Consider the following 18,016-nt stretch of genomic DNA (forward strand, 5'->3'; position numbering starts at 1 on the left):
CAGGCGGGCATCCGGCGTGGAACACGGGCGGCCTGGAGGGGTGCCGGCGGGCGTTCGCCTGGGCTAGAGTCCGCGCCCAGATGACCCAGCCCGCTCGCGTCCTCGGTCCTGTCCCCTCCCCTGCTTCCGCGCGCGCGGTGATGGAGCGGCTCGCCGCCCAGCTGGGCCGCGCAGTGCAGGGCAAGCCGGAGGAGGTCCGGCGCGTCGTCACCTGCGTGGTGGCCGGCGGGCACCTCTTGCTGGAGGACATGCCCGGCGTGGGCAAGACGACGCTGGCGGAGGCCCTGGCCCGCGCGTGCGCCCTGTCCTTCTCCCGCATCCAGTTCACCGCGGACCTGCTGCCGGCGGACATCCTGGGCGCGCAGGTGTTCCACGCCCAGACGGCCACCTTCTCCTTCCGGCCCGGGCCGCTGTTCCGGCAGCTGGTGCTGGCGGACGAGCTCAACCGCGCGCCCCCGCGCACCCAGTCCGCGCTCCTGGAGGGCATGGCCCAGGGCCAGGTGTCGCTGGACGGGCAGACGCACGCGCTGCCCTCGCCCTTCACCGTGGTGGCCACCCAGAACCCGGTGGACTTCTCCGGCACCTATCCCCTGCCGGACTCGCAGCTGGATCGCTTCCTCGTGCGCCTGTCCCTGGGCCACCCGGCGCCGGACGTGGAGGCGCGCCTGCTCACCACGCGCGGCGCGGCGTCTCCGCTGCCCTCGGTGGAGGCGGTGACGGGGCCGGAGGAGCTGGCGTCGCTGCGCGACTTCGCCCAGGACGTGAAGCTGGACGCCGCGGTGGCGGACTACGTGGTGCGGCTGGCGAGGGCCACGCGCGAGCACGGCGACCTGGACCGCGGCGCTTCCACCCGCGCGGTGCTGGCGCTGGGGTCCGCGGCCCGGGCCCAGGCCCTGTGGGAGGGCCGTGACTTCGTCACCCCCGGCGATGTGCGCGCCATGCTGGTGCCCTGCTGGGCGCACCGCGTGCTCCTGCGCAGCGCCGTGCAGGGCGTGTCCGCGCGGGACGAGGCGGCGCACCTGGTGGAGGAGATTGCCCGCAAGGTGGCGGCGCCCCGGTGAAGGCCCCTGCCCGTCCGCCCCTCAAGGCGCGGCTGCGCGCCTTCCTCCGTCCGCCGCGCACGCTGTCGGTGACGAAGACGGGCCGCACGTACCTGGTGGTGACGTTCGGCGTGGGCCTGGGCGCGCTCAACACGGGCAACAACCTGCTCTATCTCCTGCTGGGCCTCCTGCTCAGCATGGTGGTGGTGTCCGGCGTGCTGTCGGAGCGCTGCCTGCGCGACCTGACGGTGCGCCGGGTGGGCGCGGACGCGGCGTTCGCGCGCGAGCCCTTCGCCTACCGCTGGGCGGTGTCGCGCAAGGCGGGCCACGGCTTCGCGCTGACGCTCTCCGAGGACCTCTCCCCGCTCACCGGCACCGGGAAGCTGGGCCACCTGCCCGCGGGCAAGGAGCACATCGTCCGGGCGGACCTGGCCGCGCCACACCGGGGCCCCGTGAAGCTGACCGGCGTGCGCGTCACCACCACGTGGCCCCTGGGCCTGTTCGCCAAGACGCGCGTGTTCTCTCTTGAAGGGACGCTGCTCGTGTATCCGCGCCGGGGCTACGCCTGCAAGGAGCCCGGTCCCGCCCAGAGCGGCCCCCGGGGCGAGTCAGGCAGCCCGCGCCACCTGGACGGCACCGGCGACGTGGCGGGCCTGCGCGAGCTGGCCGCGAACGAGGACGCGCGCCGCATCCACTGGCTGAAGAGCGCCGCGGCGGGGCGCCTGCTCAAGGTGGAGCGCGAGCGCGAGGAGCGCCGCGTCTGGAAGCTCTCGCTGGAGACGGGCCTCACGGGCGACGCGCTGGAGCGCCGCTGTGAAGAGGTCGCCGCCCAGGCGCACCAGCTGCTGGACGCGGGCCACGAGGTCGGCCTCCAGCTGCCGGAGCGCACGCTGCGGCCCGCGGCGGGGGCCTCGCAGGAGCGGCGCATCCTCCAGGCGCTCGCGTGGGTGGGCTTCGAGGACGCGGACGGCGGGACGGATTCGCGGGAGGCGGCGTGAACCGCCCGCTGCGGCTGAAGCTCACGCTGCGCGACCTGGCCGCGGGCTCCGCGTTCGGCGCGATGGCGGTGTCCGGGCAGCTGCCCCTCTGGGCGCTGGCCGTCTTCCTCCTGGCGCTGGTGCTGGCGCTGTTCAACGTGCGGCTCGTCGCCCGCCACGCGCGCCTGTCCGCGCTGGGGCTCCTGGTCGCGGCGGTGCTCCTGGGCCTCCAGCTGACGTCCGGCGCGATGAACGCGGTGGTGGCCGCGTGCTCGTTCGCGGGCCTCATCGCCGCGCAGCGGATGCTGTCCACGCCGGACGCCGCGGCCGAGGGCCAGACGCACCTGACGGGCCTGTTGATGGTGGCCGGCGGCGCGGCGCTGTCCGGCGACATGACGTACGCGCTGTGCCTCATCGCCTTCGGCGTGCTGGCCAGCCTGTCCCTGGCGCTGGGCGTGGTGGAGTCAGCGGTGCCGGACGGCGAGCCCGTGCCGGTGCGCGCGGTGATGCGGCCCTTGTCGGTGGGCCTCGCGTTCGCGGTGGCCGGCGCGGTGGCCTTCTTCGTCCTCTTCCCGCGCCTCAACTGGGCCATGGTGGGGCCGCGCTCGGCGCCGGGCCTGGGCGCGGTGAGCAGCGCGGGCTACTCCAACACCGTGCGGCTGGGCGGCGCGGGCACCATCAAGAGCAACCCGCGCGTGGTGCTGCGCGCCACCCTCACCCCCGACCCGGGCAAGGACGCGCTGGATGCCTACTGGGTGGGCCGCACCTACGACACCTTCGACGGCATGGAGTGGACCAACGTCGTCGGCGCGAAGCAGACCGAGCGGCAGATCACCCTGCGCCCCGCCAGCGACACGCTCCTGCACCAGCGCATCGAGCTGTTGCCCGCGTACGGCGCCCGCACGCTGATTGCCCTGGAGATGCCCTCGCGGCTGGGCAACGCCATGGCCCATACGCCCACCGGCACCCGGAACAGCCCCGTGCAGCTCCAGGGCGGGGGCGAGGTGCGCTTCACCGTCACCGCGCCCTCGTACACCTACGAGGCCTACAGCCTGCCTCCGGACGCCAAGGCGGGCCTGGCCGCCGGCATCGTCCAGGCGGAGCGCGACCAGTTGCTGGCGCTGCCGGAGCACCTGGATCCGCGCGTGGCGCAGCTGGCGTCGCGGGTGCTCCAGGGGGAGAAGGAACCCCTGGCCGCGGCGCGCAAGCTCGCGACCTTCCTGCAGCGGGACTACGCGTACACGCTGGAGCAGGCCGGCACGCCGGAGGATCCGCTGTCCGAGTTCCTCTTCGTGCGCAAGGCGGGCCACTGCGAGCACTTCGCCACCGCGCTCACGCTGATGCTGCGCACCCAGGGCATTGGCGCGCGGCTCGCCACGGGCTTCTACGGCGGCACGCGCGTGGACGGCGGCTACCTGGTGCGCGCCGGTGACGCGCACGCCTGGACGCACGTGCTCGTCCCGGAGCGGGGCTTCGTCACGGTGGACGCGACGCCGCCGTCGAACCGCACGAGCCAGGGCTCCGTCCTGCTGGAGAAGCTGCTCGCCTTCTATGAAGCGGTGGAGGCGCGCTGGCGCAACTCCGTCGTCGACTACTCGTTCCGCGACCAGTTCGAGCTGGCGAGCGCCCTGGTGCGTCCCCCGCGCCGTCCTCCCGGCGCCCGCGAGAACGCCGCGCCTGGCCGCCTGCCTCCGCCGCGCGCGTGGGTGACGGCCGCCGTCGTGGGCTTCGTCATCTGGCGCGCGGGCCGCTTCGTCTCCCGCTGGACGAACCGCGCCCCGGTGCCGCAGGCCACGCGCTTCCTGGACCAGGTGGACGCGGCGCTCCGGAAGGCCCACGTGCCGCGCTTCGAACACGAGACGCTGGAGGACCTGACCACGCGCCTGGCGCGCGAAGGCCATCCGCTGGCGCTGGCGCTGACGCCCCTCACCCGCCGCTACCTGGAGGCCCGCTTCGGGGGCCGGGTCCTGCGCGAGGGAGAGGCCGAGCACCTGCTCGCCACCCTGCGCCGCGCGCTGGAGGCGGAAGCCGCGCGCCGCGCCGCGAAGCCGGCCAGTCAGCCGGGCCCTACCGCCCGCGCCTCCTGAGCGGAAGAGAAGTGCCCTCCTGACGGAAGCCCGCTTCCGTCGCCGGTCGCCCGCTCTCCCCAGGGACGCCCGGCCAGGGTGGAGAAATGTCGCCACCACCGGCGCGGCTCGCCATTAAGCGTTTCAGCGAACCCTCATTCGCGAGCGTCATGGCGACGTGCTTTTTCGCCCCTCGTAGACCCGCGGTTTTCCTCTCGGCCACGGGTAATGGTTACAGACCGTTCGCGGGTGACAGGCACCTGCGTCTTCCAACCCCTCGGAGACACACGCGAATACATCCAACCCTGGTTGGCATCCCGGTTGCTCAGGGCAGACACGTCAAGTTGTAGGACTTGAACCCAGGGCACCTTTCAAGCGCCTCCGCCGCGGCAGGAGGCCCGATTTGGAGAATCCATCCATGCAGGCTTCGACCGAGCAGTCGTCCAACTCCGGCTCCCTCGCGATGTACCTCTCGGAGATCAACCAGTACTCGCTCCTGAAGGTGGAGGAGGAGCAGGAGCTGGCGCGCCGGTTCATCAAGGGGGACCTGGCCGCCGGCCACCGTCTGGTGACGAGCAACCTGCGCTTCGTGGTGAAGGTCTCCTACGAGTACCGCTCCTACGGCATCAAGATGTCTGACCTCATCCAGGAGGGGAATATCGGCCTGATGAAGGCGGTGCAGAAGTTCGATCCGGACAAGGGCATCCGCCTCATCTCGTACGCGGTGTGGTGGATCCGCGCTTACATCCAGAACTACATCCTGAAGAGCTGGTCCCTGGTGAAGCTTGGGACCACGCAGGCGCAGCGCAAGCTGTTCTTCAGTCTGGCCCGCACGCGCCGGGAGCTGGAGAAGCTGGGCAGCGGCGAGGCCGTGGTGAACGTGGATGAGATTGCGCGCAAGCTCCACGTGAAGCCCGGTGAGGTGCGTGAGATGGAGCAGCGCATGGGCGGCCGGGACCTGTCCCTGGACGCGCCCATGGGCGAGGACGGCGGCAACAGCCACGTGGACTTCGTGGTGAGCGCCGCGGCGCCCCAGGACGACGAGTTCGCGGACAAGGAGGAGGCGGGCCTCATCAACAACCGCGTCCGCACCGCCCTCATGCGCCTGGACCCGCGCGAGCGCTTCATCATCGAGCAGCGCGTGATGAACGAGCGCCCCATGACGCTCAAGGAGCTGGGTGAGCACTTCGGCTTCTCCCGCGAGCGCGCGCGCCAGCTGGAGATCCGCGCCAAGGACAAGCTCAAGTCGGAGCTGGCCGCGCTGATGGCGGAGGTGGATCCGGAGACGCTGGCCGCCCAGGGCTGAAGGGGCTGTTTTCGCGCCCCGGCGGAGACCCTGCTACAACGGGCCCCCTGATTTCCTGTCAGGAGTGCCTGCTTGTCCCACGGTTCCCCGCCGGTCGTCGATGATCGCGTTCCTATCGCGGAGGCGCATGCGCCCGCCTCGCACAAACCCTATGTGCCCCCCGAGCAGTCGCCCGCGGAGCTGACGATCCGCGGGCTGGTGCTCGGGTCGGTGCTGGGCATCGTGTTCGCGGCGTCGTCCGTGTACCTGGCCATCAAGGTCGGCCTCACGGTGTCCGCGTCCATCCCGGTGGCGGTGCTCTCCATCGCCATCTTCCGGGCGCTGGGGCGCTCCAGCATCCTGGAGAACACCATCGTCCAGACGACGGGCTCCGCGGGTGAGTCGCTCGCCTTCGGCGTGGCGGCCGCCCTGCCCGCGCTGCTGATTCTTGGCTACGACATCAGCCTCACGCACGCGTTCCTCACCGCCGCGCTGGGCGGCGTGCTGGGCGTGCTGATGATGATTCCCCTGCGCCAGGGCCTCATCGTCCAGGAGCACGGCAAGCTCACCTACCCGGAGGGCACCGCCAGCGCGGACGTGCTCATCGTCGGCGAGCAGGGCGGCACCAACGCGCGCACGGTCATCCTGGGTTTCATCATCGGCGGCGTCTACAAGTTCGCCTACTCCGGGATGAAGCTCTTCAAGGAGGCCATCGGCACGCCCATCAAGGGGCTCAAGGCCGCGACGCTCTCCACGGAGGTGTCCCCGGAGCTCCTGGGCGTGGGCTACATCATCGGCCCTCGCGTGGCGGGCATCACCTTCGCCGGCGGCGTGCTCAGCTACCTCATCCTCATCCCGATGATCTCCTTCTTCGGCAGCGGCATGGAGACCCCGCTGCTGGTGCACAACGGGATGCTCATCAAGGACATGTCGCCGGATCAGATCCGCAACGCGTACGTGCTCTACATCGGCGCGGGCGCGGTGGCGACGGGCGGCCTCATCAGCCTCATCCGCTCCCTGCCCACCATCGTGGGCGCCTTCAAGCGCAGCGTGGAGACGCTGCGCCAGTCGCGCACGCAGGGCGCCCTGCCCACGGTGCTGCGCACGGACCAGGACCTGCCCATCACCGTGGTGCTGGTGGGCAGCGCGCTGCTCATCCTGGCCATCTGGCTGGCGCCGCCGCTGCACGTGAACTTCATCTCCGCCATCCTCATCGTCATCTTCGGCTTCTTCTTCGTGACGGTGAGCGCGCGCATCACGGGTGAGATCGGCTCCTCGTCCAACCCCATCTCCGGCATGGTGGTGGCCACGCTGCTCGTCACCTGCCTCGTGTACCTGCTGTTCGGCTGGACGTCGTCGCCGGACCGCTTCATGGCGCTCACCACGGCGGCCATCGTGGGCATCGCCGCGTCCAACGGCGGCACCACCGCGCAGGACCTGAAGACGGCGTTCCTCGTGGGCGGCACGCCCAAGAAGCAGCAGATCGCCCTCTTCGTCGGTGTGCTCACCAGCGCCATGTTCATCGGCCTGGTGCTGGTGCTGCTCAACCAGGGCGCCACCGCGGTCATCCCGGAGGCGCACCCGGGCGTGCAGGTGACGGAGCTGACGCAGGAGACGCGCACCCAGCACACCTACCGCTGGGCGGTGTCCCAGGACGCGCTCACCCAGCGCGGCATGACGCCCGAAAAGCTCAAGCGCGCGCTGTGGACGGAGCGCCTGGACGCGGCGCCGGTGGACGGCGGGCTGGAGCTGCGCAGCTGGCGCCCCATGGAGGCGCAGGCGCTGTCCAACCTCACGCTGTCGCCGGCCAACGGCCCGTCGCTGAAGCTGTCGGAGGCGGGCGCCATCACCGCGGGCCCGGACCGCGTCTACAAGGAAGGCTTCGTGCGCGGCGCGGACACGCCCGTGCCCGCCGGCCGCTACCTGGTGGATGACCAGGGTGCCATCCAGTACGTGGTGGACCCGGGCATTGGCGGCCGCATCAGCGAGTACGAAGGCCAGACGCTCACCCGCTACTCCGCGCCCAAGGCGCAGCTGTTCGCGCTCATCATCGACGGCATCCTCACGCAGCGGCTGCCGTGGGACCTGGTGCTCCTGGGCGTCTTCATCGCGTTGATGCTGGAGCTGTGCGGCGTGTCCTCGCTGCCCTTCGCGGTGGGCGTGTACCTGCCCATCAGCAGCTCCGCCCCCATCTTCGTGGGCGGCATGGTGCGCCACTTCGTGGACAAGCTGCGCGGCGGCACCGCGGCGGAGTCCGAGTTCTCCCCCGGCACGCTGATGTCCTCCGGCTACATCGCGGGCGGCTCCATCGCGGGCGTGCTCATCGCCTTCCTGGAGATCGCCAGCGACGGCGCCTGGACGCGCGCCATCAACCTGCCCGCCGTCTTCGGGCACGAGGGCGGCATTGGCGCGTTCCTCAACGCCGTGGGCGAGAGCGAGCTGGCGCACCCGACGTGGTCCAACGTCTGGGGCCTGGCGTTCTTCGCCGTCCTCACCGCGGTGCTGTTCCGCTCGGCCCTCAAGGGCAAGAGCGGCGCGGAGGCCCCGCCGCCGTCGCACTGACGGCCGGCTACAGCCCGGGCACCGACGGCGGCACCTCCGGGTCGCCGCCGCCGGAGTCCCCGGGCCCCTTCGCGCAGACGTACTCCGCGCGCAGCGGCGTCACGATGCCGAAGGTGAAGGCGTAGACGAACGGGCTCCACCACGGCCAGTACACGTCCACCCGCGACAGGCCATGCCGGCACTCCGCCGCGGCCACGTTGGACGTCGTCAGCCCCGCCACCAGGCTCACCCCCGTCCGGGACTCCGGCGCGCCGTCCCGGGCCGCCGGGCTGCGCACGCTCATGCGGAAGCACCCCGTGAGGGACGCCAGGACCAGGGCGGACGCGGCCAGTCGCTTCATGCACGGGACTCCAGACGGCGAAGGGGCCCCCTGCCTAACACACCCGGGGTTCACCCCGAGTCCGCCCCCTGTCACCCAGGTGTCACTCCAACCCCCTGGATTCAGGGCGCTTGTCGAATTGGGAGCCGGCCCTGGACGGGAGTAGACTCAGGGCTCCCCTCACCGGGGCCTTCCGCCCCCTCCGGATTCTTCAGGTTTCATGGCACAGCCCCAGAAAGTCACGGACGCGAACGCGAGCGCGGATGCTGAGCAGTCGCCGGAGGTCCGCGAGAAGGTGGAGCTGGCGAAGACGTTCGCGTTCCACCTGCTCAAGGGCATCAAGCAGATTGGCATGTACCGCCACAACGAGGCGCGCTTCCCGGAGTTCCTCTCCAAGGCGCAGGAGGCCATCACCTCGTACACGGAGAAGTTCGGGCCGCTCTCGCTGAAGGTGGAGCAGCAGAACTTCATGCTGCACGGCGAGGCGCTCTTCTCCGAAGAGTCGCCGCTGCCCTACAAGTTCTTCCGCGACGGCATCCGCCAGCTCATCTTCCGGCCGGGGCTGCCGCTGGAGGAGCTGGTCACCCTCACGCTCATCGCGCTGTCGGAGCCGGAGCGCGGCGCGGACGACGTGCTGGCGCAGCTGTGGCGCGCGGGCATGCAGCAGGTGGAGTACGTGGTGGTGGAAGGCTTCTCCATGGAGGGAGCCAGCGAGGACGAGGTCCAGGTGGAGGTGGACAAGGTGGTGGGCTACCTCTACTCCCGCCTCCAGACGAACTCGGATGACTTCCTGCGCTTCGCGCGCGTGTCCGCGGAGGACCTGGACGCGAAGCTGGACGGCGTGGAGCAGATCCGCGGCCTCGTCGTGGGCGGCCGGCACGCCTCGGACGAGCTGAAGGCCCGCATCCAGCGCGAAATCACCGAGGAGGAGAACGCGCGCCTCTTCCCCAAGCTGGTGGGCGCGGTGTTCCAGGTGGTGGAAGGCGGCGTGGATGACGCGGTGCTGCTGGAGGAGATCTTCCTGCAGCTGTTGGACATGCTGCTGCTCCAGGACGACTTCGCCACGGTGAACCAGATCGTCCTCAAGCTGCGCGCGCTCTCCCAGCGCGAGGGCGGCGAGGACCTGGGGCGCCTGCTCAACAACTTCCTGCTCAAGATGGGCGAGGAGCAGCGCCTCACGCGGCTGGGCGAGTCGCTGAAGACGACGCGCACCAGGCAGCCGCAGGACGTGACGCGCTACCTGCAGTCGGTGGGCGTGGACTCGGTGCTGCCGCTCTTGAGCGTGCTGGAGACCATCGAGCTGCCGGAGAACCGCGTGCTGTTGGGCGACGTGCTGGCCACCTTCGCGCGCGACCTGCCGGAGCCCTTCGTCGCGCGCCTGTTGTCGGACCGGCCGCAGACCGTGCGCGACATGGTCTACATCCTGGAGAAGAGCAATCACCCGGAGCGGATCAAGATGTTCGGCCAGGTGATGAAGAGCCCCAACCTGGTGGTGAAGCTGGAGGTCATGCAGATCATCGGGAAGGGCCGCACGGCGGAGGCCCGGCGCATCATCCACGACGCGCTCACCGACAACGTCTCCCAGGTGCGCATGCTGGCCGCGAAGCTGCTGCCGGAGTTCGACCGCGAGCGGGCCTTCACGGACCTGGTGCGCCTGGTGCGCGAACCGGCCTGGGAGAAGAAGACCTCCGACGAGAAGGCCGCCATCTACGGGGCCATTGGCGCCACCAACCTGCCCGCCGCGCTGTCCATGATGCAGCAGTTGCTGGCGGTGAAGCCGTCCCTGCTCAACAAGCGGCGTGTGATGGAGGACAAGCTGTTGGCCATCACCGGCCTGGGCGGCGCGGCCAGCATCCAGTCCTACAAGATGTTGCAGGCCGTGGTGGAGGACAAGACGCAGCCCCTGGAAGTCCTCACCGCGGCACGCAAGGCGATGTACCAGACGCGCAAGGCCCTGTTCGGGGACTCCGCGCTCCCGGAAGAGGCGGGCTGACACCATGGCCGACAACTTGAAGATTACCCAGACCCAGCAGACCCAGGGCGAGAGCCTGGGCGAGTACGGCCGGGAGCACAACGAGAAGCTCCAGAACCTGTCGCGCTCCATGCTCGCGGGTCTCTACATGCTCGTGCGCTCGGTGAAGATGTACGACCCGGAGAACGCGGTCTTCGAAAAGCCGCTGCACCAGCTCCAGGACATCATCAACCAGATCATCGGCAAGGAAGGCCGGCTGGAGCTGACGGGCGTCAAGGACTCGTTCTACCTCAACGGCATGCTGGTGAAGGTGGACCTCAACTCCATCGAGAACCAGCGCTACCTGCTGTCGGAGCTGCGCGCCAAGGACGTGGGCGGCATCACGCTGACCAAGCCCGTCACGGTGCAGGAGCTGAAGAACTTCATCTGGATCTTCAGCAAGGAGCAGTCCGCCACTTCAGAGGAGGACGGCCTGCAGGGGCGCAAGCTCCTCAACATGCGCGTGGCGAAGTTCTCCAAGCTGAAGGAGAAGCTGAACAAGGACATGGACACGCCGGGCGACCAGAAGGTCGACCGCAAGAAGTACGCGATGACCGTGTACGCCCGCGCGGTGTTCTTCCTGCAGAAGTACCTGGAGTCCGTGCGCGCGGGGAAGCCCATTGGCTCCTCGCGGGCGCTGCGCCTGGTGCAGGACTTCGTGGACATCTCCTTCGATCAGCGCACCCACTTCCTGGGCATGACGACGCAGAAGCGCGAGGAGGACTACCTCGTCTACCACCAGGTGAACGTGGCGCTGATGTGCATCGTCTTCGGCGCGGAGCTGGGGCTCACCAAGCCGCAGCTGCGCGACCTGGGCTACATCGCGCTCTTCCACGACGCGGGCATGACGACGCTGCCGGAGGAGCTGGCCACCAAGCGCGGCGCCCTCACCGCGGACGAGAAGACGACCGTGGCGCGCGCGCCGCTCATCAGCGTGCGCAACATCCTGATGGAGAAGGGCTTCAGCCGCTCCACGCTCCTGCGCGTGGTGACGACGTTCGAGCACAAGACGGACTACGGCACCGCGGTGCGCGATGCGCGCGGCAACATCCAGATGATCATCCCCAAGACGAACCTGGGGGTGTACGCGAAGATCATCGCCATCTGCGACGCGTACGACGCGCTCACGTCCCGCCGGCCCTACCGCGACGCGTACGGCCCGGAGGTCGCGCTGATGCTGATGTGGACGGAGATGCGCCAGAAGTTCGACCCGGAGCTGCTGTCCGTCTTCATGCGGGTGATGGCCATCCAGCCCATCAAGGTCCTCTCCCGCCGCCAGCAGCAGCTCAGCGTTTCCGGCCTGTAGTCTTCTTCGCCGGGGCCTTCGCCTTCACGGGAGGCCCCGCGGGGATGCTGGCCTCGCGCAGCAGCGTGAGCGCCTTCTGGAAGTCCTCCGGCAGGGGGGCCTCCAGGTCCAGCGCCTTGTGGGTGCGCGGGTGTTCGAAGGCCAGACGCCACGCGTGCAGCGCCTGCCGTCCCAGCGCCTCCTGCGCCTGGGCCACCGCGCCCTTCGCCTTGCGGCCCGCGCCATAGAGCGCGTCGCACAGGAGGGGGTGGCCGGCCTCCGCCAGGTGGACGCGGATCTGATGCGTGCGGCCGGTGAGCAGGTCCACCTCCACCAGCGCGGCGCCGTCGAAGGCCTCGCGCACGCGGAACAAGGTGATGGCGGGCTTGCCCTCCTTCACCTTGCCGGTGAACTTCTGGCGGTGGATGGGGTGGCGGCCGTAGAGCGTCTCGATGCGGCCCTCTCCGGGCGGCACGCCGTGCACCAGGGCCAGGTACGTCTTCTGGACCTCGCGCGTCTTGAAGGCCTTCTGGAGCGCCACCAGCGCCTGCTCGTGCTTGGCGACGACGAGGCAGCCGGTGGTGTCCTTGTCCAGCCGGTGGACGATGCCGGGGCGCAGCTCGCCGCCCACGCCGGCCAGATCCTTCACGCGGTGCAGGAGCGCGTTGACCAGCGTTCCGGACGCGTGGCCCGCGCCCGGGTGCACCACCATGCCGGCGGCCTTGTCCACCACGACGAGGTCGCGGTCCTCGTGCAGCACGGACACGGGCAGCGCTTCGGCCTGGGGAATCGCGGCGACGGGCGCGGGGACGTGGAGCTGTAGCACCTCGCCCCCGCGCAGGCGCTGCGCGGCCTTGGCGGGCTTGCCGTCGGACAGGACGTGCCCGTCGGCGATGAGGCCCTGGAGGCGGGAGCGGGTGAGGTCCGGGAACGCGCGGGCCAGGTACGCATCCAGCCGCTCGCCCCGGGCTTCGGGGAGGGCGCGGTGCTCGCGCGTGTCGGGTGGGGCCACGGCGGCGGGCGCTACCAGATCTTCGACTTCACGTGCGCCTTGGAGCGCAGCACGATGTCGTTGATGGCGCGCTCGAAGAAGTTCGCCTGGGTGCTGATCTCCGCGCTCACGCGGCTCTTGTAGAGCGCGCGCCCCTCTTCCAGTTCCTCCTTGAGGACCTCGAAAAGGTTGTCCTGCTCGATGCCCTTGATGATCTTCTGCTCGTTGTAGAGCGAGATATCGGAGGCGATCGCGCGAGCGAGTCGCATCGCCTTGACCTTTTCCTCTTCCGTCATCGTGCCACTACTTAGGCACCCACCCCGTGCGAGTCAACTTTTCCCGTCGCACGGGAGGGGGGCTGGCCGACTGCCGGTCAACGGCCCGACTTGGCGGGTTTCTCGGAGAACAGCGCGAGGTAGCTCTTGGACACACGCAGGGGGTCCAGGCCCAGCTCGCGGGCCAGGTTCATGAGGATGCCCCGCAGGTACACCGTGGTGGGGAGCGCGGAGTAGCGGTCCGCCTCCACGTTCTCCAGGTGACGCACGGAGATGCGGGTGCGGTCCGCCAGCTGGTGGATGGACAGGCCGCGGGCCTCGCGGACGCGGCGCAGCAGCTCGCCGTTGAACTCGGCGTCGGACGGGATGTCCACGCCCCGGGGGCGGGCGTCGCGGACCTTGGCGGCCACCTGGGCCAGCGCGGACTCGGCGGTCGCGATGGCGGAGTCCTGGGCCAGGACCTGGGCGTCCCCGAGCTTGCGGACCGTGGGGCTCTTCACGCTGCCCGGCCCCGTGGGGCCGTTCTGCGCCGGACGCGAGTCGATGGGCCGCGACGTCAGGGGCCGCACGGCGGCGCGGGTGGCCCCGGTGGCCGGGATCCGGGCCAGCGCGCTGGTGCTGGCGTCCAGGGCCGGCGTCGCCGGGGCGGGGTTCGGCTCCGACTCGCCCTGGGTGGTCGTGACAGCGGGCGCGTCCGGCTCCGGCGCGGGGCTGGCGGCCACGGTCTCCGGGGCCTGGGGTTCGGCGGCAGGCGAGGCGCTGGCTTCCGGCGCGGGCTGGGGCTCCGGGACCTCGGTGGCCTCGGCGGCGACAGCCACCTCGGCGGCCACCGGAGTCTCCACGGGGGCGCTCCCGGAAGCGGGTGCGGCCTCCTGCGGGGCGTCCACCGGCGGGGCGGCGACCGCCGGGGGCTCGGCGGGAGCGGAGGACTCGGCCTCCACGGCCGGGGCTTCGGCTCCCCTGCCCTGGCCGCGCAGCGGAGTGGCGGGGACGTAGACGAACGACAGGCTCCGGGTGAACGAGGCACGGAAGGCATCCACCACCGCCACGCCCCCCACCGTCACCGGCTCGGAGGGCACGACTGGCGCGTCCATCCCCGAGGCCTCCTGCCGCTTCGACTCTTCAGCCCGCATCCGCTCCTCGCTCTTTCCAGGCGTCCCGCTCGTGCGCGGGGCCTCCCCTTCGTTGTCGTTCACGGTCGCCGCGGCCTTCAGTCGCGACTCCGCCTCCAACCGTTCGGCGTCCACCGCGCCCGCGGCCTTCGCCAGCGCCGCCGCCGCGGTGGCCAGGGCCTCCGCGACGCGCGCCGCCGAATCCACCTTGTCCGCGGCCTCCGCCGTCGCGGCCGCCTTCGACAGCCGCTCCGTGGACAGGCCGATGGAGCGGTCATACTCGACGCGCAGGTCCGCGTCGGTGAGCATCTCCATCGCTTCGTTCATCCGTTCACGCAGCGCCGCCACCTGATCCGGATCCCCCAGCGCGTACACCGCGATGGAATCCGGCGAATACAGCTCCATCAGGCGCTCGTGGGCCGCGCGGATCTCCGCGTCGCTGGCCGTGGGCGGCACCTCCAGGAGCTCGTAGTAGGTCTGCTGCGCGAAGGGCTTCATGGGATGGCGGACTCGGGGGAAAGGCCGTCGAGCGTCAGGATGCGCGCGGCGATGCGCTTCAGGCCCTGGGACACGGGGGAATCGGGCCGCTCGAGCAGCACCGGCTTGCGCTTGCGCACCGCTCTCCACGCCTCGTCGTCGTGGCGCAGGGCGCCCAGGTCATCCATGTCGATGCCGAAGAACTTCTTCCAGGCGGACACCATCGCTGCGCCGACCTTCTCGTCCGCGTCCGTGCGCGCCTGGTTCACGACGAGCCGTACGTGGAACGCGGCCAGCTCCCGCTCCAGCCGCTCCGCGTCGGAAGGGGCCTTGCGCCGCACCTGCTCGACGATGTCGTGCAGCGTCCGCAAGGCGCCCTCGCGGGTGGACAGCGCGCCTTCGACCATGTCCTGGATGCCGTAGCGCGCCTCCGTCTGCTGGAGCTTGCGGAAGAAGGCCGCCTTGACGAAGCGGTACGCGTTCTCCACGGACGTGGGCTCCGGCAGCACGACGAGCAGTCCGTGATCCGCGATGAGGAAGAAGTCGAGCGTGTTGAAGCTGGTGCCCGCGCCCAGGTCCAGGATGAGGTAGTCCGCCGTCGTCTGCGTCAAGAGCGTGCGAAGCAGCTTCTGCTTCTGCGCGTACTTGAGGTTCGCCGCGTCCAGCGAGTCCTGCGCGCCGGCGATGAGCGACAGCCCGGGCACGCCGGTGGAGACCATCACCTCTTCGAGGTTCGCCTTCCCGCGCCGCAGGAAGTCCGACAGCGTGGCCTCCGGAGGGCCCACGCCCAGGCAGGTGTGCAGGTTGGCGCCGCCCAGGTCGGCGTCCACGAGCAGCACCTTCTGGCCTGCCTGCGCGAGCGCGACGCCCAGGTTCGCGGACACCATCGACTTGCCGATGCCGCCCTTGCCGCCGCCCACCGCGATGATCCGCCGCGCTCGTGCGCGGCGAGCAAGCCCCGCGGGCCCCGAAGGCGACACGTCATTTCCCGCGCGTGGCGAAGGGCCAGCAAGCGCGGCGGGATTGGCTGGAGGCAAGGGGGCGGGCTTCACGGAGGCTCGCATCAAAGCCCGTCCTACCGCCCGAGTCGACACCCCGCCATTTCACGGCCGCCCCCTGTAGCACCGGCGGCCCGCGCCCCGGCGCCAGGAGGCTCGGGGAGCAGGCGGCCGGGAGACCGTTCGCTGTCACTCGTCGAGCAGCTCGACGTTCCAGTACGACACGTCCGCGAGGTGTAGGAACGGCAGCCACTCACGGTAGGTGACCTTGCGGATGGCGCCGCGGAACAGCGGCGTCCAGCGCGGGCGCACGGGCTTCTTGAGCAGCCGCATCCCGGCCTGTTCCGGCGTCCGTCCGCCCTTCTTCAGGTTGCAGGGCACGCACGAGCACACGACGTTCTCCCACGTCGTCTTGCCGCCCTGGGTGCGCGGGTTGACGTGGTCCAGATTGAGCTCGGGGCGGGGCAGCTGCTTCGCGCAGTACTGGCAGGTGTCGTTGTCGCGCGCATAGATGTTGAGGCGCGAGAAGCGCACCTTGGCGCGCGGCAGGTGGTCATACGCGCCGAGCACGAGGACGCGCGGGACGCGGATGGTGCGGTCGATGGTGGTGATGCTGTCCTGGGTGGCGCTGAGGGCGGCCCAGTCCTCGAACTCATACAGGCGGTACTGCTCGTCGATGGCTTTGGCGACGCCCTGATACAGCAGGGAAAAAGCCCGTTTGACCGACGTCACGTGAACCGGTTGGTAGTACCGGTTTAAAACGAGCACGGCGCTGTTGATCATGGCTGGCTATCCCGAACGGGCGGCCGCCACAGCCTGCGCGACCTGCCCCAGGTCCTCCTCTGAGAGACACCGGACGTCGAGAACGACCTCGTCATCCGCAATCCTGCCAATAACCGGCACCTCGGCTTCGCGCAGACGTTCCAGGAATACTTTCGGCGCTACTACGGTGAGGCTGCAAGCGTAGGAAGGCAACCGGGACAGAGGCATGGCACCTCCTCCCACCTGTCCATCCACGGACACCACGCGGCCCACAATGCCGCGCGCCGCGAGCAGGGCCGCCAGGCGTTCGGCACGGGCTTGCAACACAGCCGGTTGCTGGGTGAGCAGGCTTTGGGTGGGGACCGCCTCCGGGCGGCCATCCCGGTACAGCTCCAGCGTCGCCTCCAGCGCCGCGACCGTCATCTTGTCGACACGCAGCGCACGTGTGAGCGGGTGGGATTTGATGCGCTTGAGCAGGTCCGCCCGGCCCACGACGACGCCGGCCTGGGGTCCGCCGAGCAGCTTGTCGCCGGAGAACGCGACGACGTCCGCCCCATCACGGATGGCCTGCCCCACGGTGGGTTCCGAAGTGAGGCCCGGGCCGGACAGGGGCACGAGCGCGCCGGAGCCCAGGTCCTGGAACACAGGCACGTCACGGGAACGTCCCAGTTCGGTGAGCTCCGCGAGGGACGCCTCTTCCGTGAAGCCGACGAGCGCGAAGTTGGAGCGGTGGACCTTCACGATGAGGCCGGTGTCCGGGCTCAAGGCATTGGCATAGTCCGCGCGGCGGGTGCGGTTGGTGGTGCCGACCTCCACGAGCTTCGCGCCAGACTGGCGCATGACGTCCGGGATGCGGAAGCCGCCGCCGATTTCGACGAGCTCACCGCGGGACACGATGCATTCACGGCCGGAGGCGAGTGCGGCGAGGATGAGCAGCACGGCGCCCGCGCAGTTGTTGACGACGATGGCGTCCTCCGCGCCGGTGAGCGTGCGCAGGAGGCCGATGAGCGGCGCGTAGCGGCTGCCGCGTTCGCCTTCGTCCAGGTCGTATTCGAGGTTGGAGTAGCCGCGAGCGACAGCGACGACGCGCTCCACGGCTTCGGGGGCCAGGGGTGCGCGGCCCAGGTTCGTGTGGAGCACGACGCCCGTGGCGTTGATCACCGGCCGCAGGTTCGGCGTTGCCAGGGAAGCGAGCGCGGCCTCCACGTCCGCGTCCTCGAAGGGGCGCAGGTCACCGGCAAGGAGCCGGGAGCGCACGCGTTCGACAGCGAGCCGCAGTGCGGCAACCGCGCGCGCATGGGGAAGGTTCGCGAGCCGGGACTCCAGCGACGGCCGCCGGAGGAGTTGTTCGATGGAGGGAAGGCCGCGCAGCAACGCGTTCTTGCCATCCGGGGGGTTCGACGCAGCGCCCATGCCCCGGACTCTACTCCGCCCTTCCCAGCCGTGTCAGAGAACAATCCCAGACATCAAAACGTCACCATCCGCCGTAGGGAACCGTGATGGCTTCCATGTAGTGACCGCTGGGGTCCTGGAAGTAGACCCCACGGCCTCCGTCATGGGTGTTGATCTGGTTCTCCTGGTGGCCGAACGGGTCCGCCCAGTGCTGGATCTTCCGCTCGCGGATCTTCGCGATCAGCGAATCGAAGACCTCCTCCGTCACCAGGAACGCGTAGTGCTGACCGGAGATGGCGTCCTTCGTGGTCATGTAGTCGAGCGACGCCCCATCCGACAGCTTCACCACGGTGAAGTGCCCGAAGCGCGTGGGCTCCGGAAGCGCGAGCAACTCCGCGAGGAAGCGCGCGGACGCGACCTGATCCTTCGAGTGGATGATGGTGTGATTGAAGCGGACAGACATG

General features: G+C 70.2%; 15 protein-coding genes. 7 read left to right on the forward strand and 8 right to left on the reverse strand.

Going from position 1 to position 18,016, the window contains the following annotated elements:
* The first annotated feature begins 80 nt into the window (after positions 1 to 80).
* From D7X96_RS12490 to D7X96_RS12510, 5 genes are all read left to right on the forward strand, one after another.
* Positions 81 to 1,061: an AAA family ATPase gene (locus D7X96_RS12490; protein ID WP_120547355.1), complete on the forward strand. Its 981-nt coding sequence runs from the start codon at positions 81 to 83 to the stop codon at positions 1,059 to 1,061.
* Positions 1,058 to 2,038, forward strand: a complete 981-nt coding sequence (locus tag D7X96_RS12495) for a DUF58 domain-containing protein (RefSeq protein ID WP_121769795.1) — start codon at positions 1,058 to 1,060, stop codon at positions 2,036 to 2,038. The genes D7X96_RS12490 and D7X96_RS12495 overlap by 4 nt, the downstream gene beginning before the upstream one ends.
* The gene (locus tag D7X96_RS12500) at positions 2,035 to 4,104 is read left to right on the forward strand and encodes a transglutaminase TgpA family protein (protein WP_121769796.1); all 2,070 of its coding nucleotides are present in this window, start codon (positions 2,035 to 2,037) and stop codon (positions 4,102 to 4,104) included. The genes D7X96_RS12495 and D7X96_RS12500 overlap by 4 nt, the downstream gene beginning before the upstream one ends.
* A gap of 397 nt (positions 4,105 to 4,501) precedes the next feature.
* Positions 4,502 to 5,389, forward strand: a complete 888-nt coding sequence (locus D7X96_RS12505) for an RNA polymerase factor sigma-32 (protein WP_014396039.1) — start codon at positions 4,502 to 4,504, stop codon at positions 5,387 to 5,389.
* 72 nt (positions 5,390 to 5,461) lie between these two features.
* Positions 5,462 to 7,930 (forward strand): OPT family oligopeptide transporter, encoded by a 2,469-nt coding sequence (locus D7X96_RS12510; RefSeq protein ID WP_120547358.1) that lies wholly within the window; start codon positions 5,462 to 5,464, stop codon positions 7,928 to 7,930.
* Between the two features lie 7 nt (positions 7,931 to 7,937).
* Here the strand turns inward: D7X96_RS12510 and D7X96_RS12515 are convergent, their stop codons facing one another.
* Positions 7,938 to 8,270, reverse strand: a complete 333-nt coding sequence (locus D7X96_RS12515) for a hypothetical protein (protein WP_121769797.1) — start codon at positions 8,268 to 8,270, stop codon at positions 7,938 to 7,940.
* A gap of 199 nt (positions 8,271 to 8,469) precedes the next feature.
* On the opposite strand from D7X96_RS12515, the gene D7X96_RS12520 reads away from it, so the two are divergent.
* Together D7X96_RS12520 and D7X96_RS12525 are read left to right on the forward strand one after the other, a co-directional pair.
* Positions 8,470 to 10,242 carry a HEAT repeat domain-containing protein gene (locus tag D7X96_RS12520; protein ID WP_121769798.1) on the forward strand — a complete coding sequence of 591 codons (1,773 nt, stop codon included), beginning with the start codon at positions 8,470 to 8,472 and terminating at the stop codon, positions 10,240 to 10,242.
* A gap of 4 nt (positions 10,243 to 10,246) precedes the next feature.
* Positions 10,247 to 11,566 carry an HD-GYP domain-containing protein gene (locus tag D7X96_RS12525; protein ID WP_121769799.1) on the forward strand — a complete coding sequence of 440 codons (1,320 nt, stop codon included), beginning with the start codon at positions 10,247 to 10,249 and terminating at the stop codon, positions 11,564 to 11,566.
* Here the strand turns inward: D7X96_RS12525 and D7X96_RS12530 are convergent.
* From D7X96_RS12530 to D7X96_RS12560, 7 genes are all read right to left on the reverse strand, one after another.
* Positions 11,547 to 12,557, reverse strand: a complete 1,011-nt coding sequence (locus D7X96_RS12530; RefSeq protein ID WP_121769800.1) for an RluA family pseudouridine synthase — start codon at positions 12,555 to 12,557, stop codon at positions 11,547 to 11,549. The genes D7X96_RS12525 and D7X96_RS12530 overlap by 20 nt on opposite strands.
* Before the next feature lie 11 nt (positions 12,558 to 12,568).
* Positions 12,569 to 12,832 (reverse strand): hypothetical protein, encoded by a 264-nt coding sequence (locus D7X96_RS12535; RefSeq protein WP_120526362.1) that lies wholly within the window; start codon positions 12,830 to 12,832, stop codon positions 12,569 to 12,571.
* A gap of 77 nt (positions 12,833 to 12,909) precedes the next feature.
* Positions 12,910 to 14,421, reverse strand: a complete 1,512-nt coding sequence (locus D7X96_RS12540) for a helix-turn-helix domain-containing protein (RefSeq protein WP_121769801.1) — start codon at positions 14,419 to 14,421, stop codon at positions 12,910 to 12,912.
* Positions 14,418 to 15,464 (reverse strand): MinD/ParA family ATP-binding protein, encoded by a 1,047-nt coding sequence (locus D7X96_RS12545; protein WP_244219559.1) that lies wholly within the window; start codon positions 15,462 to 15,464, stop codon positions 14,418 to 14,420. The genes D7X96_RS12540 and D7X96_RS12545 overlap by 4 nt, the downstream gene beginning before the upstream one ends.
* A 123-nt stretch (positions 15,465 to 15,587) precedes the next feature.
* Positions 15,588 to 16,181, reverse strand: a complete 594-nt coding sequence (locus D7X96_RS12550) for an HNH endonuclease (protein ID WP_120547365.1) — start codon at positions 16,179 to 16,181, stop codon at positions 15,588 to 15,590.
* Between the two features lie 6 nt (positions 16,182 to 16,187).
* Positions 16,188 to 17,573, reverse strand: a complete 1,386-nt coding sequence (selA, locus tag D7X96_RS12555) for an L-seryl-tRNA(Sec) selenium transferase (protein WP_121769802.1) — start codon at positions 17,571 to 17,573, stop codon at positions 16,188 to 16,190.
* 61 nt (positions 17,574 to 17,634) lie between these two features.
* Entirely contained in the window at positions 17,635 to 18,015 is a 381-nt protein-coding gene (locus D7X96_RS12560; protein WP_120547367.1) for a VOC family protein, read from the reverse strand.
* Position 18,016: the final 1 nt, after the last annotated feature.

It is taken from the genome of Corallococcus interemptor, assembly GCF_003668875.1.
GTDB classification, from domain to species: Bacteria; Myxococcota; Myxococcia; order Myxococcales; family Myxococcaceae; genus Corallococcus; species Corallococcus interemptor.